This window comes from Bradyrhizobium sp. ORS 86 (assembly GCF_045571475.1).
In the GTDB taxonomy this organism is placed as follows: domain Bacteria; phylum Pseudomonadota; class Alphaproteobacteria; order Rhizobiales; family Xanthobacteraceae; genus Bradyrhizobium.
Genome location: NZ_CP120699.1, coordinates 2,633,424 through 2,654,824, shown reverse-complemented (window position 1 = coordinate 2,654,824; position 21,401 = coordinate 2,633,424). Strand labels below are relative to the sequence as shown.

Sequence of the window (21,401 nt, the reverse complement as noted above, 5' to 3'; positions counted from 1 at the left end):
GCCAGCCACGGGGTCGCACGAGGCCGACGACCACGGCATGCTCGCGCCGGATTTCAAGGGAAACCGATCAGGTCGGCTTCAAAAGTGCTGGACAGTGGCAAGCTCGTACATCACGGCGTGGCGCCGGCCGGCGCCACGCCGTTCTTCTCATCAGATAGCCGTCGAACTACTCGGCAACCATCTCGCCGGAGCCGCCGAACTCGGCCGGAAAATCCTTCAACTTCGGCAGACCGTCGCGTATCGGCAGCACCGCCTCGGCATAATTGACATGAACGCCGGGGGTGAACTTGAGTGTCGGGATCGTAGCGCTGAAAACGTCGACGAGCCCAAGCGTCGGATGGTTGGTCATTAGGTGACCACCGCATTCGCTGCAATACTTGCGCTGGCTCATCGGGGTCTTCTCGAACGTCGCGACATGATCAGCTCCCTTGGTGACCTCAACCGCCTGAGGCTTCCAAAGGCTGAACGCATTCACCGGACCGCCGGACCAAGAGCGGCACGAGCGACAGTGGCAGTAGCCCATGGCTTCCGGCTCCCCGGTGACCTGCAGCTCGACAGCGCCGCAAAAGCAATTTCCAGTGTGCTTCATCAGTCAGTTCTCCTTGGGTGATTTGATCACGTCAACCTTCCCGCCAGACCTATCCTGCTGTGATTGGGAACGTTACATGAGAGTCCGATCCGCTGTCGACCGTCTTCGACACAAGGGAGCCGGATGTATCAACGCATGGGAAGTGTGAGGTACGGCACGTTGCCGCGCTCGAATGTGATGACCCTTACGCTGGTTCCGTCACAGGGTGGCCGCTCCGCTTATGATCTTTGTTGGAGAACTTTTTGCCGCGCCGAAGAAAGGAGCGGCAAAGAGTGCCCGAGCTTGCCGCCACGTCTTCAAGGATGCTTCGCGGGCTCCCGACTCGGCGTCGCAAAGCCATAGATCAATGCCAGGCGGTCGAGGCATTCCTTGAGACGTCGCGCGAAATAGTCCTGCCAACGCTGAGTGCGCAGCCCGCGCTTTTGTCCCACCTGCTCCATCGTCATGCCGAGGATCAGGACTTCGTGGACCAGCATCGAACCGTCGGCCCCGAGCTCATGCTCGGCACGCTGCAGCCGCAGGACCGCCTGACGTTGGCCCTCCGTGATCGGCTCGCGCCGCTCACCGCCGTCGACATACTCGCGTGTTGTATCGACCGCACGCGGCCCGCGCTCAGCCTTCTCCCAATCGCCCTGGAAGGCGCGGCCTCCCCGATACTGCGAATCGTCGATCTGGCGGTGCGCATGCAGTCGGCCGAGCGGGTCGTTGCGGATCGAGCGCAACGCGACAATCTTATCGCCGTGTTGGAGCGCGAACGGATCGTCGACTTCGACCGTCGCCACCACGGCATTGTAGGGCAGGTCGTGGGAACGGCGGTCATACGCGCTCGCCGGATCATACGGTTTCCGGCGTTTGGCTCGGGGCATTGATGATCTCCATATCGTCTGATGAAGGGCACGCGGACGGCTCCGCGCGATCGTGATCGCGGATCGACATCCTGCGGTCAGGAGTGAACTGCGCGCGATCGTGATCGCGGATCGACGTCTTGTGGTCAGAAGGTGAATTGCCTCAGGTCACCCCGACGACGCGGAGCCAGGCGGTGCTTAACACCGGCGCGGCCGACGCCTCGGGATCCCGGCTCAGGTGGAAATGCGGCGTGCAGTAGCTTGAGCCCGGACGACGGGGATGACCGCAAAAGGTGATCGGCTCATCGTCGCGGTCTCCCCCATAGGGATATCGGCAGTCCCCGCGCTCGAGTTCGACCAGCGAAAGATGGCGCGGCATGATCTCGACGCAGCGAAGCTGCGGCGTCTCCGCTTCTCCCGAGAAGGGTTTCGGCCAGCGAACCGCGCCGGCCTTCGGCTCCCGGCGAATCTCGTGCGCAAGTTCGATACGTGGTCGCATCAGAACGGTCGATTCGGGTCGGTTGCCCCGATTCGAGAGCGACGGTTCAGGTCGCTCAAGACCTCCCAACCCCATGCGCTGGCCCCGGCTAAGGGCCGCATATCGCGTATAGGCCGTATGGAACCTTTTATTGATTGTGTCTGCGATCTCCGAATAGGACATGCCGCGGGCACGAAGGTCCCGCAGCGCCGCCGAATGCTCCGGCAGCCAGTGCGTCATTTCCATTCCAAATTCCCATTTTCTGTCATTCCGCCGGCGCCGCCACCAATTTCCGATATTCGGAAGAAAAAGTCAAGCTTGATTTCTGATTATCGTAACCGTATGAAGATACAGGGATTCGGAAAGGATGAGCCATGCTGGACGTGAAACTGATCGAACGGGGACTGGAGAGGACAGGCAAGTCAAAGGGCGGTCTTGCCCGCGCAATGGGCGTTCGGGCCGGTGCCGTGTCCGAAATTCTCTCGGGAATACGGCTGATTAAGGCGGCGGAGATACCTCTGATCGTCGAGTACCTCGAGCTGAACTCGGTGCCGATCATGGGGCGGATCGGCGCCGGGGCCTCGATCGAGCCGGATTACGAGCAGGTGCCGCCCGAAGGTCTCGGCGAGGTCGAACTTCCGTTCCCGCTCGCGGAGGAGACCATCGCCTTCGAGGTGTCGGGAGATTCCATGCTGCCGAAATACGAGAACGGCGACGTCATCGTGGTCTATCGCGAGCAGCGCTATCCGCTGTCGAGCTTCTACGGAGAAGAGGCCGCGGTCCGGCTGAAGACCGGTGAGCGCTATCTCAAGACGGTCGAACGCGGCAACTCGTCCGGCGTTGTCAATCTGACCAGCTTCAATGCAAAGCCGATCAACGGGGTGAGACTCGAATGGATCGGCGAGATCTGCGTCACGCTGCCGCGCGGCCAGATCGCGAGGATGCGAGGCAAAACGGCATCCAAGGGCCGCAAGGCCGGCCGGACGTCCGGCGGACGCTCTTCCGAGAAATAGGACTGAGTTCGCCGAGTTCGCCAGTCCGAATTCGCGCGAGGCCGTCATCACACGGCCTCGCCGATCGTCAGTTTCCGATTATCGTAATTCTTCCTTGACTTCGTTCGGATCATCGGAAATAATGCCCGATGACAGCCAAGGCATCGAACTTCGAACATGCAGTATTTCGTCGTGATGATCGACTATGGCCGCCGCGGACGAGAGGCCATCGTGGATCCCGAGATGACACGTCGCGAGGTCGTCGCACGGGTCGCCTCGGGGGAATACGCAAATATCAGCTTCATCCATGAAATCGCGGCATCCTCGGTCGAGGACGTCACGGACGATATCCTCGCCGAAGCCGCCCTGCCCGAGATCGGCTTGACCGAGGCAGATTTGCAGGCCAATACCTTCGATCATGCTCGCGACCTGCTTAAACACGAGCCGGTTTGACGTCGTATCGTTCACGTGACGATTTCGAGAAGGTGATTTTCTTCGAGTTCGGCTACTTGGCCGGAACCGGATGCAGACTAGATATGGTTCACGCAAAGTCTATTCGGACTGTGCGGAGCTTCCCGCTACGGTAGCGATTCGATTCTCGGGCCGGTAGACGTCTGCTTTCAATGAATCCGACAACAAACGGCGAGATCGCGGCGCGCAATGGCGATCTCAGGATCGCGCTGCTGCTTGGCATCGCCAACTGGTTTCTGTTCCTGGACCACATCCCTCACAACGCAGTCAGCATGCTGACCCTGCGCAACTTTGGCTTCAGCGGCGCGACCGACCTGTTCGTCTTCGTGGGCGGCTACGCCGCGACCCTGATCTATGCCGGGATGGCCCGGGAACGCGGGTTCCTGGTGGCCGCAACCCGCATCTTCAAGCGCGTGTGGCAGCTCTATGCGGCCTACATCGTTTTGTTCGTAATCTATGTCGAGTTGATCAGTTATGCCGCCAGCCGGACGGCAGCGCCGGAGATCATCAGTGAATTCAACATCACCGGATTCATCGATCACCCGATCCGGACTCTGATCTACGGCCTGTTCCTGCAGGCGAAGCCGCTCAATCTCGATGTCCTGCAACTCGTCATCGCCTTGATGGCGTCGCTGCCCATCATCCTGCTCGGGCTGCTTTGGTTGCCAAACCTGACTCTCGCCGCGTCGGCGGCACTCTATGCAGCAGCGCATACGCTTGACTGGAATTTGGCCGCGTATCCGGATGGTCGCTGGTATTTCAATCCGTTCTGCTGGCAGTTCCTGTTCGTGATGGGAGGCTGGTTCGGCCTCATAAGCAAGCGCTACGCGCGCGTCATCCGCGCGATGCAGGCCGTGCCTGCGCTGCGTGCCGCTGCGCTGCTGTATCTGCTGTTCGCGCTGACCGTCGTCGCCAGCGCCAATACCCCGATACTCGGCGAGATGATTCCCGTGTCGTTCGCCGATGTCTTCTTGCCGGACGACAAGGAAAGCGTTGAGCCGTATCGTATCCTCCACTTCCTGGCGCTCGCGTTCCTATTCACTCTGTTGGTGCCGCGCGGTTGGGTACATCTACGGTCGGTCATCCTGCAGCCCATTATCAAGTGTGGTGAGGAATGGCTGGCAGTGTTCTGTTCGGGCGTGTTCCTCTCTTTTGCCGCGCACTTCATCCTGATTACCGGCCCGAACGCGTTGGCAATGCAGGTCGTCGTCAGCGTCGCCGGCATCGCGGCCATGACGGGGGTGGCCTACTACGTCTCCTGGTCGAAGCATCAGGACTACAAATCGGCGGTCGGCGCACCGTCCTGATACGCGATCGAGTTCAGACGCGCTCTGAACGATGCCGTCGCCGCCGGCAGCCCGCATCGTGACTCAGGCCGCGCCCGAGATCACGACGCTCGAGTTCGTCCAGCCCCACCGGCGCGGAGATCGTCGCCGGCATCGAGTACCGACATCCACCAAGCCCACCGCTCTGCGCCTCCTGCGACGGCTTGAAGCATTTGCGGCCGATCCCGGATCCACGCCAAATCGTGGCGACGGGACCCGCGACGCATGGCCGGCCGTGCTCCCTCCGGTTGTCCGATCAGACATGCTCAGCCGAGCCCTGCTTGACGTGCAATTTCGTTTGTGCGCAGCTCCTCAGAACAACAAGTATCCTCAGGGGCAGGAAATATGGGCAGGCTTCGGCGGGCACTGGCCGGTTACGGCTTCCTCATCGCATCGGTCAATCTTGCGGCGGCGGCAGAGCCGATCAAGCTGCGGGTGGCCGACTCGTTTCCGAAAGGGCACTATCTCGTCCGCCTTGTGCTCGAGCCCTGGATGGCAGAGGTCCAGAGGCGCACCAGCAACGCCGTCACGTTTGAGCACTACCCCGCCCAGCAGCTCGGCAAGGCCGCCGACATGCTGAAGCTGACGCAAACCGGCGTCGCCGATATCGGCTACGTCGCGCCCGCCTATGTCTCCGACAAGATGCCGGTCTCGGAAGTTGCGATGCTCCCCGGTGCGTTCGAGCATTCCTGCCAAGGCACGCTCGCCTATTGGAAGACGGCGCGGAGCGGCGTGATCGCACAGCAGGATTATACCGCAAATGGAATACGCCTGCTGCTCGCGGTCAGCCTGCCCCCCTATCGCATCCTGACCGTGAAGCAGCCGGTGAAGGACGTCGCCGACATCAATGGATTGAAGCTGCGATCGACCGGCGGCGCGCAGGACCTCACCTTGCGCGCGATCGGCGCAGTGCCTGTGCGCATGGCAGCGCCCGACGCCTACGAGTCGCTATCACGCGGAACGATGGATGGCCTCTTGTTTCCGCTCGAAAGTGTCGTTGCCTATGGCGCCGACAAGCTCGTGAAACATTCCACCGATGGCTTTGGTTTCGCAAGCTTCGTGGTGGCCTATTCGATCAGCGAGAACGCCTGGAAGAAGCTGTCGCCCGAGATCCAGAAGGCGATGATCGATGCCGCCGAAGAAATCCTGCCTTTGGCCTGCAAGGAAGTGCAGAAGCAGGACAGCGAGACCATGAAGTCGATGGCGGCGGCGGGCGTCCAGTTCGATACTCTGCAGCCTGACGTCGTCGCAAAGCTGAAGGACCTGACCAAGGGCGTGGCCAAGGCTTGGGCCGATGGGCTCGACGCACGCGGCAAGCATGGCAGCGACGCACTGAAGGAATTCGACGCCGCAGTTGCGGCCATTCCGGCAAAATGAAACCCAGAGCCACGGGGACGAAATCTTGATTGACGGATTGTTACGCGCGCTCGGTGCCGTCGAGAAGATCGCCTCGACGATTGCCGCGACGTTCATGTTCGCGATCATGATGATCGTGTTTGGCGATGTCATCATGCGTTACGTCTTCAACAAGCCATTCTCATGGGCCTATGACCTGATCTCGCTCTATCTGATGGCCGGCGTCTTTTTCCTGGTGCTGTCGGAGGCCTACGCCAACCATGCGCACGTCAGTGTGGACATCCTGCAGCAGAAATTCTCGCCGGCGATGATCCGCGTCTCGGAGATCGTGACCTGCATCGTCGGCATCGCCATCTTCTCGCTGATCGCTTACCTCGGCTTCCTGCGTGCCGTCGATAGCTTCAAATCCGCCGACGTGATGGCCGGCGCGATACCCTGGCCGATGTGGCCATCGATCGGACTGGTGCCATTCGGAGCAGGACTGATCACTGTCCGCCTCGCACTGCACCTCGTTGCTCACGTTGTCTCGCTCGCGACCGGGCGCAGCGTGATCGCACTGCCCGCCTCGCATACCACCGGAGAGACGTTCGAATGACGCTGATCCTGGTGATGCTGGTGCTGTTCGTGCTGCTTGCGATCGGCACTCCAGTCGGCTTTGCGATGGCAGGATCGGGTGTGCTCGGTTTGTACATGATCGGCGGCATGCCGATACTGACGGGCATTCTGCAGACCGCGCCGCTCTCGGCGGTCACCTCGTACGAGCTGATCACCATCCCGATGTTCCTGCTGATGGCGGAATTCGTGCTGGTGAGCGGCATCGCCGACGACCTGTTCAAGGCGACCGCGGCCTGGGTCGGACGAATTCCGGGCGGTCTCGGCATGGCGACGGCACTGGCCGGCGCCGGGTTCGGCGCGATCTGCGGCACAAGCACCGCATCTGCCGCCACGCTTTCCTCCACCAGCCTGCCGGCTATGTTGAAGCAGGGCTATGAGCCGAGGATGGCAGCCGGCGTCGTGGCGATTTCCGGCACGCTCGCGATGCTGATCCCGCCATCGGTGGCGCTGGTGATCTATGGCCTGCTCGCCGAGGTGAATATCGGCGCGCTGCTGATTGGCGGCGTCATCCCCGGAATTCTCGTCACCTTCACGATCATGGCCACCGTCTGGTTCCTGGCTTGGCAGGATCCCGCACGCGCTCCGTCGGCTCCTTCCGTGTCGCTCTCGGAAAAGCTTCGGATGCTGCGCGTCGTGGGACCCATGCTGCTGTTGTTCGGAATGGTCACCGGCGTCATCTATACCGGCGTCGCCACGCCGACGGAAGCATCTGCGCTTGGCGCACTCGGCGCATTCGCGCTCGCCTGCTGGAAAGGCAGGATCAACCGCAAGACGCTCCGCAGCGCATTGCTCCGTTCGGCTCACGGCACGTGCATGATCGCCATGATCCTGTTCGGCGCCTCGATCTTCGGTTACTTCTTCACGCTGACGCAGGTGACGCAAAATCTGGTCACGTGGGTGGGCGGCCTGCCCGTGCCCCCGTGGTTGATCCTGACCATCATTCTGTGCGGCTACATCGTGCTCGGCTCGTTCATGGACCAGATCGCGATCCTGGTGCTAACCGTTCCGATTGTGCTGCCGCTGATCAAGTCGCTTGGCTACGATCCCCTGTGGTTCGGCGTCATCAAGATCGTGACCGCCGAGGTCGGTATGATCACTCCTCCGGTGGGCCTCAATTGCTTCGTGGTGGCCCGCTATTCCGGACGCCCAGTTGCCGAGGTCTTCCACGGCGTATTTCCGCATTTCGTAGCCCATCTGATTGCGATCGCGATCCTCGTGATCTGGCCGATGATCATCCTCTGGCTTCCGATGAAAATGGGCTACTGACAAAAGCAACGAGGAAGAGAAACGTAATGTCCGCCTATCCAAGGATGTCGCTCGCGCTCGCCGCGGCATTGTTCGCGGTCACAGCCGGATCCGGCCGAGCCCAGGAGAAGGTCACCCTGCGCCTTGCCGACAGCCTGCCGTCCGGTCACGTCATCCACGAGTTCGTCGGCAAGCCGTTTTCCGAGCTCGTGACCAAGCTGACCAACGGCCAGGTCACGTTCCAGCACTTCCCCGCGGAGCAGCTCGGCAAGGCCAAGGACATGGCCCAGCTCACCGCGCTCGGCGTCGCCGACGTCTCCTACATCGTGCCGTCCTATTCGTCCGACAAATTTCCGTTGACGGCGGTCGCCGAGCTTCCCGGCATCTTCGACAGAGAATGCCAGGGTTCGCTTGCCTTCTACAAAATCTCGCACAATGGCGGCATCCTGGAGACCAAGGAGTTTGCCCCCAACCAGCTCCGCCCGCTGGTGACGCTTGCCCTGCCTGCCTACCAGGTTCAGCTTGCGACCAGCCGCGATGTGAAGACCGCACAGGACCTCGCAGGTCTGAAGATCCGCACCACCGGCGGCGCGATGGATTTGCTGATGCGCTCGATCGGCGGCGTGCCAGTGCGGATGGCCGCGCCCGAGATCTACGAATCGCTGACGCGCGGCACGCTCGACGGACTGATCTTTTCCTACCAAAGCTCCGCATCCTACGACTTCGGCAAGATCCTCAAGTCCGGCACCGAGGGACTGAACTTCGGCACCGCGATCTTCACCTATTCGATCGGCGAGACGAAGTTCAAGTCGCTGCCGGAAAGCGTGCGCAAGGCGCTGGTCGAAGCCGGCGAGCAGACCACGCGCGAAGCCTGCAAGCGCTTCGAGGACGGCGAGAAGGCCGCGGCCGATAAGATCAAGTCGCAAGGCATGAAGGTCATCAACTTTAGCGCCGACGACAAGAAGGTGTTCGATACCGCCTTCAAGTCCGTCGCTCAGGACTGGGTGAAGGACGTCGACAAGCGCGGCAAGCCGGGCACCGATGTCTTCAAGGCCTTCACCGAAGCCCTGGCCGCAACCCATTGAGCGGGACGCCGACCAAAGAGATGCGATCGGCGCCGGCGGGCCCGCTCGCCGGCGTCAGGATCGTCGACCTCACCAGCGTGATGATGGGGCCCTACGCGACCATGATCCTCGGCGACTACGGTGCCGACGTGATCAAGGTCGAGAGCCCGGATGGCGACGTCATGCGCCATGCAGCCCCGATGCGTCATCCGCGGATGGGCGCGATGTACCTGCAGGGCAACCGCAACAAACGCTCGATCGTGCTCGACCTCAAGACCGCCGGTGGTCGGGCAACGCTGCTGCGTCTTGCCGCGGCGGCCGACGTGTTTGTGCACAATGTCCGCCCCGCGGCGATGGCACGGCTGAATCTCGGGGCCACTGATCTGCTCGCGGTCAATCCGCGGCTGGTCTATGCCAGCCTGCACGGCTTCGGCGAGACCGGACCTTATGCGGGCCGTCCCGCGTATGACGATCTGATCCAGGGCTTGACGGCCCTACCGGCACTCACTGGCAGGATCACCGGCGAGCCGCGCTACTCGCCAGCGACCATGGCCGATCGCATCGTCGGCCTGAACGCCGTGCACGCGATCCTTGCGGCGCTGCTTCACCGCGAGCGGACCGGCGAGGGCCAGGCCATTGAAATCCCGATGTTCGAGACCATGGCGCAATTCGTGCTCGGCGATCACATGGCCGGCCGCAGCTTCGAGCCGCCGATTGGGCCGCCCGGCTATTCCCGGCTGCTCTCGCCCGACCGCCGTCCTTATCAGACCAGCGACGGCTACATTTGCGCGCTGGTCTATTCCGACAAGCAGTGGAACGCGTTCTTCGCCAAGATCGGACTTGCCGACGAGGCCGATCGCGATCCAAGGCTCAACAGCATCTCGGCGCGAACCCGCAACTACGATTTCGTCTACGACTGGTTCTCGCGAATGATGAAGACCCGCACGACGGCCGAATGGCTGCGCTTCTTCGAAGAGGCGGATATTCCGCATGCGCCGCTGCACGACCTCGACAGCCTGATCGACGATCCGCATCTGGCGGCAGTCGGGCTGATCCAGACCATCGAGCACCCGACGGAGGGGACCCTGCGGGTCGCCGGCCCCGCCGCGAACTGGAGCAAGACGCCGCCGTCGATCCGGAGCCATCCGCCGGGGCTCGGCGAGCATGGCCGGGAGATCCTGCGCGAGGCAGGGCTCGCGGAACCGGAGATCGCCGCCCTCATCGAGAGCGGCGCGCTGATCGAGCCAACTTCCTGACTATTGTCCGCGCGACGCCAGGATTTTCTCGGCGGCACGAAGATGCGGCTTGTCCAGCATCTTGCCGTCCATCTTGACGACACCGGACGGATTGCCGGCAAACGCCGCGACCACCCGTTTCGACCATTCGACCTCCCCGTCCGTCGGCATGAAGGCCGCGTTGACGATGTCGACATGCTTGGGATGGATCACCGCCTTGGCCAGGAAGCCGTCCTGCCGCGCGGCGATCGCCTCGGCCTTCAGCGCGTCGAGATCGTTGATGTCGGTCGCGATCGTATCGATGGCGACCACCCCGGCTGCTGCTGCCCCGATCAGACAGAGGTCGCGGGCTAGGATGAAGGGCGAGTGATAGCGGCCGTCAGTGCGGTTGCGCGACGCGCCGAGTGAAGCCGCGAGGTCTTCCGCACCCCACATCATACCCCACAGCCGCGGACTCATGTTCTCGAAGTCGAGGATCTTGAGCACGGCCCGCGCCGTCTCGGTCGCGACCGTCACGATCCGCGTCGTTCCCTGCTCAATGCCCGAGGCCGCCTCGAACGCGTCGAGATAGAGCGCGAGCTTGTTGACGTCGGCAGCGCCGGCGCATTTCGGCAACACGATGCCGTCAGGTCTGCCGGGCATCACGGCAGCGAGATCGCCGAGCGTCATGTCGGTGTCGAGCGCGTTGACGCGGATGTAGAGCTTCTGGCCCGGATTGCGCTCGTCCAGCATCTTTCGGGTGATGCCGCGCGCCGCGACCTTCTGGTCGGGTGCAATGGAATCCTCGAGATCGAGAATCAGCGCGTCGGCCGCTGTCTTCTTGGCGCTCTCATATTTCCGGGTGCTGTCGCCGGGAACGAACAGGAACGATCGCATCGCTCAGGCCTTCGGTTTGCAGTGCATTAGCCCGGTGCGGCGGCAGCTTGCCACCACCTCGCCGCGCTGGTTGGTCATGGTGTGCTCGAATTCGACGATGCCCTGGGTCGGCCGCGACTTGCTGGCGCGCTTGCCGATGATCTTGGTGTGCGACTTTAGCGTGTCGCCGTGGAAGACGGGCTTGGGAAATTCGACGTCGGTCATGCCGAGATTGCCGACCGTGGTTCCCAGCGTCGTGTCGTAGACGCTCATGCCGATCATGATGCCGAGCGTGTAGAGGCTGTTGAACAGCCGCTGCCCAAATTCGGTCTTCTCGGCGAAATGTGCATCGAGGTGCAACGGCTGCGGGTTCATGGTCAGCAAGCTGAACATGGTGTTGTCCATCTCCGTCACGGTCCGGCTGAACTCGTGATGGAACTCCTGCCCGACCTCGAACTCTTCAAAATACAATCCGGCCATTTAGCGTCCCTTGTAGTTGGGCGTCCGTTTCTCGACGAACGCGTTCAGTCCTTCCTGGCAATCCTTGGTCGACGCGACCACGACGAAGCTTTCCGCGGTATTCTCGACCGAGCGGCGGAAATCAGCATCGACTGCGCGCATGAAGGCGTCGCGCCCGATCTTCATCACGATCGGCGATTTGGTCGCGAGCTTGCGCGCAATCTCACGGGCGCGATCGAGCGCGGTGCCTTTCGGCACGACTTCGCTGAGCAGGCCCATGCGATAGGCGGTGGCCGCATCAAAGGGCTCGCCAAGGAATAAGGGCGCGAAGGCCTGATGCTTCCCCACCAGGCGCGGCAACTGCACGAAGTGGATCGCGGGGATCAGGCCGACATCGATCTCGGGATAGCCGAAGGTCGAGGCATCGCCGGCGATGATCATGTCGCAGGAGATCGCGATTGTCATGCCGCCGGCGCGCACCGCGCCGTCGACCGCCGCAATCGTCGGCTTGCCCATGCGGTACTGCGTATCGTTCAGCGCGAAATAGAGCCGCTCAAGAAACTTCTTGGTCTCGACCGGGGGCTTGCCCCTGACGATGTCGAGATCGAGGCCTGCGCAGAACACCTTGTGAGCGCTGCCGATGATGATGGCGCGAACCGCCTCATCGTCGCGCGCCTTGGCCAGCGCCGCCAACAGCGCATCGATCAAGGGCAGGCTGAGTGCGTTGACCGGCCCACGGTCCAGCATGATTTCGGCGATGTGGTCCTTGACCGAGTAACGAACGAGATCTGTGCTCATGACTTTCAACCTTCGTTATCGCTTGGCCTGCCGCACGGCGCCTGATCGCAGCAGCCCGTCGATTTCGCCAGACGCAAAGCCGGCCTCGACCAGCACCGCGCGGCTGTCCTGGCCGACGTCGGGTGCAGGACACAGCCGGTCCTCAGACAGGCTCGCGATCCCTGGTGTCCGCGGCGAATAGACCGGGCCGACGCCCGGTGTATCCTGGCAGACCGATGCCTTGGTTGCCTCGACATGAGCATTGCGCAGCCACTCGCCGGGAGTGAGGATCCGCTCGGCGATGATATCGGCAGCGTGGAGCTGCGTCAGCCAGGCGTCCGTCGGCTGTGTCAGGAACACCTCCCGCAACTGCGGGATCAGCGCGTCGGCGGAATCGGCGCGCCGGGCGAAATCAGCGAAACGCGGATCGGTCGCGAGATCCTCGCGGCCGATCGCACCGCACAGGCGCTTGTACTGCGGCTCGTTGACCAACGTCACCATCATCCAGCCGTCCTGCGTCTGATAGGTGCCGGCCGGCACATTGAGCGCGCGCGGTGCGCCGCCCTCGAGGATGAACTCGGCCACCTTGTGTCCGAGCAGCGCCGCCGTCGATTGGCAGAGATTGACGTCGATCCAGCGCCCGGTGCCGACGGTCGCGCGCGCGAACAGCGTCGTCGCGATGGCCTGGAAAGCATAGACGCCGGTGACGACGTCGGAGATCGTGGTGCCGACCCGATGCGGCACGCCATCGGTTCCGATGTTGACCGAGACCAGCCCGGAGAAGGCCTGCGCGACCGAATCCGAACCGGGCCGCTTCGCGTAGGGCCCGCTCTGCCCGAAGCCGCTGACCGACAGATAGACCAGGCCGGCATTGTCCTTCGACAGGCTCTCATAGCCAAGCCCGAGCCGTTCGGCGACGCCAGGCCGGAATCCCTCGATCAGAACATCGGCCTCGCGCGCCAGGCGCTGCGCGATCGCAATTCCGTCCTTGTGCTTCATGTCGAGGCACAGGCTGCGCTTGCCGCGGTTATAGACTGCCGACAGCGTGGTATGATTGCCGTACGTCGTCCCGAGATAGCGCGACCAGTCGCCCTCCGGCGGCTCCACCTTGACGACGTCGGCGCCATACACCCCGAGCAGCATCGCGCAATAGGGCGAGGCGATGCCCTGTCCGAAATCGAGCACCTTCAAACCCCGATACGGCGCCTCATGCGTCGGCGTCAGCTTGCGTTCGCCCGCCATTTATCCTCCCACAGCTTGCGCAGGGCCTTACAGCGCCAGATAGCGCTGCCGAATGTTGTCGTTCGCCCTGAGCTCTTCGATGGAGGATGTGTAGACGATCTGGCCCTTGTCGATAACCGTCGCGTGGCTCGCAAGGCCAAGGCAAAAATGCATGTTCTGCTCGGCGATCAATACCGTGGCACCTGTGCCGCGGAGCTGCCGCAACAGATCGCCGATTCGCTGCACGATGATCGGCGCCAGACCCTCGCTGGGCTCGTCCAGCAACAAGAGCGCCGGATTGCCCATCAGCGTGCGGGCGATCGCCAGCATCTGCTGCTCGCCGCCGGACAACCGGCCGGCGATCCGGTGGCGCAACGGCTCCAGCAACGGGAACACGTCATAGACCCGGCGGATCGACCATTCGTCCTCGCCGTTCGGCCCCTTCTTCTGGCCGATGACGAGATTGTCCTCTACCGTGTGCTCCGGGAAGATCTGCCGGTCCTCCGGCACGAAGCCGAGCCCGGCCTGCGCGATGCGATGCGGCTTCAGCCCAGACACGACGTTGCCGCGCAAGGTCACCTTGCCCCGCCGCGCAGGCGCCAGCCCCATGATCGCCTTCATGGTCGTCGACTTGCCGGCGCCGTTGCGCCCGAGCAGCGCCATGGTCTCACCCTGCCGCACCGACAGGCCGACGCCGAACAGGATCTGGCTGGTGCCGTAGTAGACGTCGAGGTCCTCGACTTGCACCACCGGCTGCGCACTCATGCGACAGTTCCTGCATGATGTTCACTGCCGAGATAGGCCTCGATGACGGCATCGTTGCTGCGGATCGCAGCCGGTGTGCCGGTCGCCAGAATCCGGCCATAGCACAGCACGACGATTTGAGGCGCGATCTTGAACACGATGTCCATGTCGTGCTCGATGAACACGACCGTGATCTTCTGCGTCTCCCAGAGCTCGCGCACCTTGTCGATCATGCGCCACCGCTCTTCGGTGCCCATCCCCGCGGTCGGCTCGTCCAGCAGCAGCACCTTCGGTTCGAGCACCAACGCGAGCGCGATATCGAGCAGCTTCTGGTCGCCATGCGACAACGTGGCGGCGGTCCTGTTGCGCTTGTTGGCGAGGCCGAGCAGTTCCATGGCGTTCTCGGCGCGGTCCCGCGTTTCGGCCAGCGGAAAACGACGATGCATCACGCCGGCCCGGCGCTGATCGGCGCAAACCGCGGCCAGCATGGTCTCCTCCACCGTCAGCGACGGGAAGATGCTCGCCACCTGGAAAGCGCGGCCGATGCCATGGCGCACGATCTCAGGCGGTGTCTTGCCCGCCATGTCGGCGCCATTGAGCAGAATCTGGCCGGTATCCGGCCGCAACGCGCCCGTAATCAGGTTGAAGAACGTGCTTTTGCCGGCCCCGTTGGGACCGATCACGGCGGTGAGCGACCCGTCGGCGAAGTGGAGCGAGACGTTGTCCGTTGCCTTGACGCCGCCGAAGGATTTCGAGAGGGAGCGGATCTCCAGCATGGCTAGCCGTTTGCTCCCTCGCGACGTTGTGCGAACCATTCCACGACGAAGTCCATCAGCCCCTTCCGCAGGCCGATGGCAAAGAACAGGATCACGATGCCCAATACGATGCCGTGATATTCGGTCAGGCGGGTGACGGTGTCGTTGAGGATCAGCAGCAGCACCGTTCCCACCATCGGCCCGAGGAACGTGGTTACGCCGCCGAGCATGTTGATGAAGATGCCCTCGCCCGAGATCGTCCAGTAGGCGAACTCGGGATAGGCGCCGGAGACGAACAGCGCCATGATCATGCCGCCGACCGACGCGAACAGCGCCGCAAGCACGAAGATCGTGAGCTTCGCCCGCCAGACATTGATGCCGATGAAGCTCGCCCGCGTCGAGTTGTCGCGGATCATGCGCAGCGTGTAGCCGAACGGCGACTGCGCGATCTGTCGCATGAGGAGCAGGCCGATCACCAGCAGCGCGCAGCTCGCGATGTAGAGATGCAGCGGGTGCGACAGGTCGATGCCTAAAAATGGTGGCCGCGGAATGCCGCCGCGCAGGCCCTGGTCGCCACCGGTCAGGGACTGCCACGACAGGATGGTGGAGTGGATCAGCATCTGGAACGCCAGCGTGACGAAGGCGAAGTAGATTTCCTTCAACCGCACACAGATGGCGCCGATCACGAGGGCAACAATGAAGGTGATCGCGAGGGTTGCGATAAAGGCTACCGGAATCGATACGCCGATCTTCTGCATCATCAGGCCGAAGCCATAAGCGCCGAGGCCGAAGAACATGCCATGACCGAACGAGATCATCCCGGTGTAGCCGACCAGAAGATTGAGCGAGGTCGCAAACAGTCCATAGGCCGCGCAGCGGATCACGAAGTCGAGCAGTTGCTTGCTGCCGAAGATCGTCGGCAGCAGCGCCAGCACAACGAAGGCCGCAAGTGCGATCAAGAGATCGCGAAAGCGCTGCGGCCCGGCATCGATGCGGGGCGCCTTGAGCACCTGTGCGCGCTCGCCGGCCTGCAATTCGGTCATGCCGCCTCCTTACCGAACAGCCCGGTCGGGCGCGACACCAGCACGATCACCATGAACAGATACATCAGCCCCTCGGTGAACAGCGGAAAGCCGAGCGATCCGAACGATCGGATCAAACCGATCAGGAGCGCGCCGATCAGCGCGCCGAGGATCGAGCCCATGCCGCCAATCACGGTGACGATGAACGACTCGATCAGCACCGAGAAACCCATGCCCGGCGTCAGCGAGCGCACTGGCGCTGCAAGCGCGCCAGCCAGCCCCGCCAGCATGCCGCCAAGCGCAAACACGCCGCCGTAGATCAACCCGGTGTTGACGCCGAGCGCGGACACCATGCCCGGATTATGCGCGGCTGCGCGGATCACCTTGCCGATCCTGGTCCGTGCCAGCCCGAGCCCGAGGATCACGGCAGCGGCCAACGCCACGCCAATCAGCAGCAGATAATAGGGCGGCACCACGCCGCCTGCGATGAACAGCGGCGCGACCTGGAATGCCGCCGGCATCCCCATCGACTTGAATTCCGGCCCCCAGATCATGCGGACGACGTCATCGAAGATCAGCACGAAGGCGTAGCAAACCAGGAGCTGCATCAGGACGTCGGCGCCATAGACCCGACTCATGAAGGCGCGCTCGAAGATCAGGCCGAGAATCGCCGCGCCCCCGGCACCGCACAGCATCGCCAGCGCAAAGCTGCCGGTGAGCTGATAGGCGGTCATCGCAAAATAGGCGCCGAACATGTAGAAAGCGCCGTGGCTGAAATTGACCACCTTGAGCACGCCGAAGATCAGGGTCAGCCCGACAGCGACGAGGAACAGCAGCATGCCGATGATCAAACCGCTAGTGGTTTGGGTCACCAGGCAGGCGGGACTGGCGAAACAACTGGCAAGCGCGTCGAGGTCCACGGAAAGTTATCCATTACGGCGGCCGCAACGCCGGCGCGCGACAAGCATCAGATGGCCCGCGGAGACAGCAGATCGCTGCCTCCGCCCGGCATGCGGATCAGGTATAGCCCTTGCTCTTCTTCCACTCGGCTTCGAGTTCGAAGATGGTCTTCCAGTCGCCGGCCTTCACGTCGGGCACATAAGGCTCCTGCGGAATCGTGGTGCCCCACCCGATCGCGTAGCCGACCAGCGTGTGGTCGTCCGCGCGCATGGTCACGGTGCCATCGGCGCCGAACGGGCACTTGATGGTCAATCCGGTCAGCGCTCCCGCGACCTTCTTGCCGTCGGTCGAACCCGCCTTCTTCACGGCCTCGTTGAGGAACATGATAGCCGTGGCGTTCTGCCAGGACCAGTTGGTCGGATACTCGTTGTACTTCGCCTTGTAGGCATCGCCCCAGGCTGCATTCTCCGGCGTCGCAGGGAACGTCTTGATGTAGCGGTCGCCGGAGTGAATGCCCTTGGGCAGGTTCTTCACCACGGTGAGCGCGGTGTAGTCGGCCATATTGACCGCGAACACCTCCATCTGGGTGAACATGGCGTAGATGTTGGCCTGGTCGATGTAGGAGGTGAGATCGCCGCCCCATAGGCAGGAATAGAGCGCCTGCGGCTTGGCTTGCAGGATCTTGGTGATCACATCGGTGTAGTCGGGCTGGAACAGCTTCGGCCAGGATTCGCTGATGACTTCAACGTCGGGCGCGAACTTCTTCAGATAGAGCACGAACTCACCGGTGGTGTCGCGGCCGTAGGCATAATCGGGCGAGCAGGTCGCCCACTTCTTCAGTCCCTTGGCCTTTGCGATGCCACCCGCATAGCTGGCGCCGACGATCGAGTCGTGAATGCCCTGGCGGACACAACGGAATGCATTCGGGATGTGCTGCTTGGGATCGGCCGTCAGCGACGAGGCCTCCGAGCAGGTGTGGATGCAGAGCACGCCGAGATCGCGCGCCACCTCGTGAACCGCGAACGATCCGGACGAGGCCTCGCCATCGAGCAACATCTCGCAGCCGTCGGTGTTGACGAGCTCGCGCGCGATGCGCGCGGCTTCCTGCGGCTGTCCCTTGGAATCGCGGATCACCATCTCGATCGGCCGGCCGGCAAGGCCACCCGCCGCATTGACCTTCTCGACTTCGAGCAGCACGGCGTTGCGGGAGGAGGTCCCGAGCTGAGCAACCCGGCCCGACAGGATAGTCGGCATGCCGATCTTGATCGTCTTGGCCTGTGCGCGCGCCACCCATGGCGCAGCCAAGGTCGCCGCACCGGCGCCCATCAGCGCGAGAGTCGCGCGCCGGCTGACGCCCGGTTCACGGGTTCTCTTCATTCTCCCCTCCCGGGTTCGCGTTTCCAAATCCCTTTCGGAGATCGTTCCGTCTCCGTGTCCACGATGTTTTCAGAGCAAGGGGGGTGACGTCAAGCCAAAGATGAACTACGAGTCATAATTCATCTAGGGAAGAAACCGGCCGGAAATCGGCCTTATCGAGCGGCGAATGATCAATCTTTCGAGCTTCATCGCCTTTCATGCCAAGCGGACGCCGGATCGCTGTGCGCTGAAATATCGCGGCGAAGACATCTCCTATGCGAGCTTCGACCTGCGGATCAGGCGGGTCGGCGGCTGGCTGGCCGCACGCGGCATCGGTGCCGGCGATGTCGTCGCCGTGCTGATGAAGAACAGCGCGGCCTTTCTCGAACTAGTGTTCGCGGTAAGCCACATCGGCGCGGTGTTGCTGCCGATCAACTATCGCCTGTCCGCCGACGAGGTCGGCTACATCGTCGGCAATTCCGGCGCGCGCCTCCTGATCGCGGACGAGGAGCTTGCGGAGATCGCGGCGAGCGGCGCGGCGATCGTGCTGCTCGACGAGGTCGCGCAATCCAGCATCACAAGCCTCGCGCCCGACATCGCGCCAGCGCCGATGCATGTGCGCCAGTCGTGCGACCTGATGCGGCTGATGTACACGTCCGGCACGACCGATCGCCCCAAGGGGGTGATGCTCACTTACGAGAACATCTACTGGAAATCGGCCGACCAGACGCTGGTGCTCGGATTGAATGCGGACACGCGCCTGCTCGTCGTCGGCCCGCTTTATCACGTCGGCGCGCTTGACCTGCCCGGCATCGCCGTGCTCTGGCACGGCGGCATGCTGTGCATTCACCGCACCTTCGAACCGGAGCCCGCGCTCGCCGCGATCGAGCGAGAGAAGCTGAATGCCGCCTGGCTCGCGCCCGTCATGACCACGGCCCTGCTCACCTGCCCGAACCGTGAGCGCTACGACGTCTCCAGCCTGAGATGGGCGATCGGCGGCGGCGAGAAGACGCCGGAGGTGCGGATCCGCGCCTTCTCCGAGTATTTCAGCAATGCGCGCTACATCGACGCTTATGGCCTCACCGAAAGCTGCGGCGGAGACACGTTCATGGAGGCGGGCCGCGAAATCGAGAAGATCGGCTCGACCGGCCGCGCCACCGCCCATGTCGAGATCGAGATCCGCGACGACGCCGGCAAGCGCGTGGCCGCAGGCCAGAACGGCGAGATCTGCCTGCGCGGTCCGAAGATCACCCAAGGCTACTGGAAGGATCCGGAGAAGACGGCATCCGCATTCTTCGGCGACTGGTTCAGAACCGGCGATATCGGCTATCTCGACGACGACGGTTTCCTTTTTCTCACCGACCGCAAGAAGGACTTGATCATCTCGGGCGGTGAGAACATCGCCTCCTCCGAGGTCGAGCGCGTCATCTACGAAATGCCAGAGGTGCGCGAGGTCGCCGTGATCGGCGTCCCCGACAAGCGCTGGGGCGAAAAGCCGGTCGCGGTCGTGGTGCTCGCCGACGGCGCAAAGCTCGATCTGCCCGCCCTTACCGACCACTGCCGCGCCCGGCTCGCCGGCTTCAAGGTGCCGAAGCAGTTGATCATTCGCGACAGCCTGCCACGCAATCCATCCGGCAAGGTGCTCAAGCGCGTTCTTCGTGCCGAACTCGAGGCGATCGCATGACGCAAGCTACATCCGCCAAGGTGACCAAGCTCAACCGGGTCGAGCGCAATGCCTGGACCAAGCAGAAGATCTTCGACGCCGCGACCAAGATCGTCGGCAAATACGGCTACGCCGAAGCCTCCGTCGCCCGGATCACGGAAGCCGCCGGCGTCGCGCAAGGCACATTCTATAATCACTTCGAGAACCGCCAGGAGCTGCTCGACCAGTTGCTGCCGAAGATCGGCCTCGACATGGTGCGCTTCATCCGCGCCCGGACCGGGACAGCCGACGCCGCGCGTCAGGAGATCGAGCGCTTCAGCGCCTTCTTCGACTTCATCCGCGAGGTGCCGGAGTTCCTCCGCATCCTCAATGAGGCCGAGTTCTTTGCGCCCGTCGGCTACCAGAAGCACTTCGATAACATTTCGAGCGCTTATGTGCGGATTCTCCAGCGTGCGCGGGCAGCGGGAGCCACCAACACGTTCAGCGACGAGGAATTCGAGGCTATCGTTCAGGTGCTGATGGGTGCGCGCGGCTATCTCAGCCGTCGTTACTCCTATTCCGAACAGGGCGTCACCGCGGTGCCCGACTACGTCACCTCGGCTTACCAGAAGCTGGTGACGCGCGGCCTGTTCACTTCCAGCGTCAAGGACAAAAAGCATGAGCGCTGACGGCACAATCCTCGTCACCGGCGGCAGCCGCGGCATCGGTGCCGCTACCGCGACATTGCTTGCAGATCAGGGACACCATGTCGTCATCGTCGATATTGCACCCGAGCCGCTGGCCGGAACCGCGGCCATCCTTTGGCCGGCGCCATTCGACGTCGCGAGTGAAAGCGCCGTGGTGGCCGGCGTCGCCGATATCGAGAAGGCGCATGGTCCGATCACCGGCCTTGTCAACGCGGCCGGCGTATTCGGCAAGATGCATTCGATCGAACGGGTGCGGATGGAGCAGTGGGACCGCGAGGTGAATATCGACCTGCGTGGCACGTTCCTGGTCGCGCGCAGCGTCGGCGTCGGGATGGCGAAGCGGCGCTACGGCGCGATCGTCAATGTCGCCTCGGTGGCTGGCATGACGTCGGGCCCGATCCACGCCTATACCGCGGCCAAGGCCGGCGTCATTCAGATCACGCAGACGCTCGCCGCCGAATGGGGCCGCGTCCGCGTCCGCGTCAACGCGGTGTCGCCCGGCTTCACCCGCACGGCGGCGCTCGAGGCCGGCATCGCAGCGGGCGCCCTCAACAAGGACCTGCTCGCGCGTCCGACCGCGATGAATCGACTGGTCGAGCCGATGGAGGTCGCACAGGCAATTGCCTGGCTGCTGTCGCCGCTGAGCAGCGGCGTCACCGGCATCAACCTGCCGGTCGACGCCGGCTACATCGCGGGCACCACATGGGCGGCCTATGGCGGCCTGCCGGAAGCGCCGACCAGCTAGGGA

Annotated in this window: 23 protein-coding genes; 11 read left to right on the top strand and 12 right to left on the bottom strand. The window is 63.1% G+C overall.

Features of this window, described 5'->3' with window-relative positions; translation table 11 throughout:
• Nucleotides 1–166: 166 nt before the first annotated feature.
• From P6U25_RS11915 to P6U25_RS11905, 3 genes are all read right to left on the bottom strand, one after another.
• Nucleotides 167–589 (bottom strand): GFA family protein, encoded by a 423-nt coding sequence (locus P6U25_RS11915; RefSeq protein WP_407151361.1) that lies wholly within the window; start codon nt 587–589, stop codon nt 167–169.
• A gap of 296 nt (nt 590–885) precedes the next feature.
• Complete coding sequence (locus tag P6U25_RS11910; protein ID WP_407151360.1) at nt 886–1,455, bottom strand: DUF6456 domain-containing protein; 570 nt, start codon at nt 1,453–1,455, stop codon at nt 886–888.
• Between the two features lie 142 nt (nt 1,456–1,597).
• Entirely contained in the window at nt 1,598–2,158 is a 561-nt protein-coding gene (locus P6U25_RS11905) for a GcrA family cell cycle regulator (RefSeq protein ID WP_407151359.1), read from the bottom strand.
• A 128-nt stretch (nt 2,159–2,286) separates the two neighbouring features.
• Here P6U25_RS11905 and P6U25_RS11900 point away from each other — a divergent pair, with 128 nt between their 5' ends.
• The 8 genes from P6U25_RS11900 (at nt 2,287) to P6U25_RS11865 (ending at nt 10,236) form a co-directional block, all read left to right on the top strand.
• Nucleotides 2,287–2,925, top strand: coding sequence for a helix-turn-helix transcriptional regulator (locus tag P6U25_RS11900; RefSeq protein ID WP_407151358.1), 639 nt, complete (start codon nt 2,287–2,289; stop codon nt 2,923–2,925).
• Between the two features lie 156 nt (nt 2,926–3,081).
• Nucleotides 3,082–3,357 (top strand): hypothetical protein, encoded by a 276-nt coding sequence (locus P6U25_RS11895; RefSeq protein ID WP_407151357.1) that lies wholly within the window; start codon nt 3,082–3,084, stop codon nt 3,355–3,357.
• Between the two features lie 170 nt (nt 3,358–3,527).
• Nucleotides 3,528–4,682: an OpgC domain-containing protein gene (locus P6U25_RS11890; RefSeq protein WP_407151356.1), complete on the top strand. Its 1,155-nt coding sequence runs from the start codon at nt 3,528–3,530 to the stop codon at nt 4,680–4,682.
• Nucleotides 4,683–5,045: 363 nt separating this feature from the next.
• Nucleotides 5,046–6,077 carry a TRAP transporter substrate-binding protein DctP gene (gene dctP, locus P6U25_RS11885; RefSeq protein ID WP_407151355.1) on the top strand — a complete coding sequence of 344 codons (1,032 nt, stop codon included), beginning with the start codon at nt 5,046–5,048 and terminating at the stop codon, nt 6,075–6,077.
• Nucleotides 6,078–6,102: 25 nt separating this feature from the next.
• Nucleotides 6,103–6,651, top strand: coding sequence for a TRAP transporter small permease (locus P6U25_RS11880; RefSeq protein ID WP_407151354.1), 549 nt, complete (start codon nt 6,103–6,105; stop codon nt 6,649–6,651).
• Entirely contained in the window at nt 6,648–7,937 is a 1,290-nt protein-coding gene (locus tag P6U25_RS11875) for a TRAP transporter large permease (RefSeq protein WP_407151353.1), read from the top strand. Before P6U25_RS11880 ends, P6U25_RS11875 begins: the two co-directional genes overlap by 4 nt.
• Nucleotides 7,938–7,963: 26 nt before the next feature.
• Nucleotides 7,964–9,001 (top strand): TRAP transporter substrate-binding protein DctP, encoded by a 1,038-nt coding sequence (gene dctP / locus P6U25_RS11870; RefSeq protein ID WP_407151352.1) that lies wholly within the window; start codon nt 7,964–7,966, stop codon nt 8,999–9,001.
• A gap of 20 nt (nt 9,002–9,021) precedes the next feature.
• On the top strand, nt 9,022–10,236 hold the full coding sequence (locus P6U25_RS11865) for a CaiB/BaiF CoA transferase family protein (RefSeq protein WP_407151351.1): 1,215 nt from the start codon (nt 9,022–9,024) through the stop codon (nt 10,234–10,236).
• Here P6U25_RS11865 and P6U25_RS11860 read toward each other — a convergent pair whose 3' ends face one another.
• The 9 genes from P6U25_RS11860 to P6U25_RS11820 all read right to left on the bottom strand — a co-directional run bounded on the left by P6U25_RS11860 (nt 10,237) and on the right by P6U25_RS11820 (nt 18,325).
• Nucleotides 10,237–11,091 (bottom strand): HpcH/HpaI aldolase/citrate lyase family protein, encoded by an 855-nt coding sequence (locus P6U25_RS11860; RefSeq protein ID WP_407151350.1) that lies wholly within the window; start codon nt 11,089–11,091, stop codon nt 10,237–10,239. It lies immediately after the preceding gene.
• A 3-nt stretch (nt 11,092–11,094) separates the two neighbouring features.
• Nucleotides 11,095–11,550, bottom strand: coding sequence for a MaoC family dehydratase (locus P6U25_RS11855; protein ID WP_407151349.1), 456 nt, complete (start codon nt 11,548–11,550; stop codon nt 11,095–11,097).
• Complete coding sequence (locus P6U25_RS11850) at nt 11,551–12,327, bottom strand: enoyl-CoA hydratase/isomerase family protein (protein WP_407151348.1); 777 nt, start codon at nt 12,325–12,327, stop codon at nt 11,551–11,553.
• A gap of 15 nt (nt 12,328–12,342) precedes the next feature.
• Entirely contained in the window at nt 12,343–13,548 is a 1,206-nt protein-coding gene (locus tag P6U25_RS11845; protein WP_407151347.1) for a CaiB/BaiF CoA transferase family protein, read from the bottom strand.
• A 27-nt stretch (nt 13,549–13,575) separates the two neighbouring features.
• Nucleotides 13,576–14,292 (bottom strand): ABC transporter ATP-binding protein, encoded by a 717-nt coding sequence (locus P6U25_RS11840; protein ID WP_407151346.1) that lies wholly within the window; start codon nt 14,290–14,292, stop codon nt 13,576–13,578.
• Nucleotides 14,289–15,047, bottom strand: a complete 759-nt coding sequence (locus P6U25_RS11835; RefSeq protein ID WP_407151345.1) for an ABC transporter ATP-binding protein — start codon at nt 15,045–15,047, stop codon at nt 14,289–14,291. Before P6U25_RS11835 ends, P6U25_RS11840 begins: the two co-directional genes overlap by 4 nt.
• 2 nt (nt 15,048–15,049) lie before the next feature.
• Nucleotides 15,050–16,069 carry a branched-chain amino acid ABC transporter permease gene (locus tag P6U25_RS11830; protein WP_407151344.1) on the bottom strand — a complete coding sequence of 340 codons (1,020 nt, stop codon included), beginning with the start codon at nt 16,067–16,069 and terminating at the stop codon, nt 15,050–15,052.
• Complete coding sequence (locus P6U25_RS11825) at nt 16,066–16,968, bottom strand: branched-chain amino acid ABC transporter permease (protein ID WP_407151343.1); 903 nt, start codon at nt 16,966–16,968, stop codon at nt 16,066–16,068. The genes P6U25_RS11830 and P6U25_RS11825 overlap by 4 nt, the downstream gene beginning before the upstream one ends.
• Nucleotides 16,969–17,065: 97 nt before the next feature.
• Nucleotides 17,066–18,325, bottom strand: a complete 1,260-nt coding sequence (locus tag P6U25_RS11820; protein WP_407151342.1) for an ABC transporter substrate-binding protein — start codon at nt 18,323–18,325, stop codon at nt 17,066–17,068.
• Nucleotides 18,326–18,491: 166 nt separating this feature from the next.
• Here P6U25_RS11820 and P6U25_RS11815 point away from each other — a divergent pair, with 166 nt between their 5' ends.
• From P6U25_RS11815 to P6U25_RS11805, 3 genes are read left to right on the top strand one after another with little or no spacing between them, the layout of a single operon-like run.
• Nucleotides 18,492–19,988, top strand: coding sequence for an AMP-binding protein (locus tag P6U25_RS11815; protein ID WP_407151341.1), 1,497 nt, complete (start codon nt 18,492–18,494; stop codon nt 19,986–19,988).
• Nucleotides 19,985–20,635 carry a TetR/AcrR family transcriptional regulator gene (locus tag P6U25_RS11810; protein WP_407151340.1) on the top strand — a complete coding sequence of 217 codons (651 nt, stop codon included), beginning with the start codon at nt 19,985–19,987 and terminating at the stop codon, nt 20,633–20,635. The genes P6U25_RS11815 and P6U25_RS11810 overlap by 4 nt, the downstream gene beginning before the upstream one ends.
• Nucleotides 20,625–21,398 carry an SDR family NAD(P)-dependent oxidoreductase gene (locus P6U25_RS11805; protein WP_407151339.1) on the top strand — a complete coding sequence of 258 codons (774 nt, stop codon included), beginning with the start codon at nt 20,625–20,627 and terminating at the stop codon, nt 21,396–21,398. Before P6U25_RS11810 ends, P6U25_RS11805 begins: the two co-directional genes overlap by 11 nt.
• Nucleotides 21,399–21,401 lie beyond the last annotated feature (3 nt).

What these genes read in the sequence shown, in the direction of transcription:
- P6U25_RS11910 (WP_407151360.1), bottom strand. Translation starts at nt 1,455, where the DNA reads ATGCCCCGAGCCAAACGCCGGAAACCGTATGATCCGGCGAGCGCGTAT.
- P6U25_RS11840 (WP_407151346.1), bottom strand. Translation starts at nt 14,292, where the DNA reads ATGAGTGCGCAGCCGGTGGTGCAAGTCGAGGACCTCGACGTCTACTAC.
- dctP (WP_407151352.1), top strand. Translation starts at nt 7,964, where the DNA reads ATGTCCGCCTATCCAAGGATGTCGCTCGCGCTCGCCGCGGCATTGTTC.
- P6U25_RS11900 (WP_407151358.1), top strand. Translation starts at nt 2,287, where the DNA reads ATGCTGGACGTGAAACTGATCGAACGGGGACTGGAGAGGACAGGCAAG.
- P6U25_RS11850 (WP_407151348.1), bottom strand. Translation starts at nt 12,327, where the DNA reads ATGAGCACAGATCTCGTTCGTTACTCGGTCAAGGACCACATCGCCGAA.
- P6U25_RS11855 (WP_407151349.1), bottom strand. Translation starts at nt 11,550, where the DNA reads ATGGCCGGATTGTATTTTGAAGAGTTCGAGGTCGGGCAGGAGTTCCAT.
- dctP (WP_407151355.1), top strand. Translation starts at nt 5,046, where the DNA reads ATGGGCAGGCTTCGGCGGGCACTGGCCGGTTACGGCTTCCTCATCGCA.
- P6U25_RS11830 (WP_407151344.1), bottom strand. Translation starts at nt 16,069, where the DNA reads ATGACCGAATTGCAGGCCGGCGAGCGCGCACAGGTGCTCAAGGCGCCC.
- P6U25_RS11845 (WP_407151347.1), bottom strand. Translation starts at nt 13,548, where the DNA reads ATGGCGGGCGAACGCAAGCTGACGCCGACGCATGAGGCGCCGTATCGG.
- P6U25_RS11810 (WP_407151340.1), top strand. Translation starts at nt 19,985, where the DNA reads ATGACGCAAGCTACATCCGCCAAGGTGACCAAGCTCAACCGGGTCGAG.
- P6U25_RS11835 (WP_407151345.1), bottom strand. Translation starts at nt 15,047, where the DNA reads ATGCTGGAGATCCGCTCCCTCTCGAAATCCTTCGGCGGCGTCAAGGCA.
- P6U25_RS11915 (WP_407151361.1), bottom strand. Translation starts at nt 589, where the DNA reads ATGAAGCACACTGGAAATTGCTTTTGCGGCGCTGTCGAGCTGCAGGTC.
- P6U25_RS11805 (WP_407151339.1), top strand. Translation starts at nt 20,625, where the DNA reads ATGAGCGCTGACGGCACAATCCTCGTCACCGGCGGCAGCCGCGGCATC.
- P6U25_RS11905 (WP_407151359.1), bottom strand. Translation starts at nt 2,158, where the DNA reads ATGGAAATGACGCACTGGCTGCCGGAGCATTCGGCGGCGCTGCGGGAC.
- P6U25_RS11860 (WP_407151350.1), bottom strand. Translation starts at nt 11,091, where the DNA reads ATGCGATCGTTCCTGTTCGTTCCCGGCGACAGCACCCGGAAATATGAG.
- P6U25_RS11890 (WP_407151356.1), top strand. Translation starts at nt 3,528, where the DNA reads ATGAATCCGACAACAAACGGCGAGATCGCGGCGCGCAATGGCGATCTC.
- P6U25_RS11865 (WP_407151351.1), top strand. Translation starts at nt 9,022, where the DNA reads ATGCGATCGGCGCCGGCGGGCCCGCTCGCCGGCGTCAGGATCGTCGAC.
- P6U25_RS11875 (WP_407151353.1), top strand. Translation starts at nt 6,648, where the DNA reads ATGACGCTGATCCTGGTGATGCTGGTGCTGTTCGTGCTGCTTGCGATC.
- P6U25_RS11895 (WP_407151357.1), top strand. Translation starts at nt 3,082, where the DNA reads ATGCAGTATTTCGTCGTGATGATCGACTATGGCCGCCGCGGACGAGAG.
- P6U25_RS11815 (WP_407151341.1), top strand. Translation starts at nt 18,492, where the DNA reads ATGATCAATCTTTCGAGCTTCATCGCCTTTCATGCCAAGCGGACGCCG.
- P6U25_RS11820 (WP_407151342.1), bottom strand. Translation starts at nt 18,325, where the DNA reads ATGAAGAGAACCCGTGAACCGGGCGTCAGCCGGCGCGCGACTCTCGCG.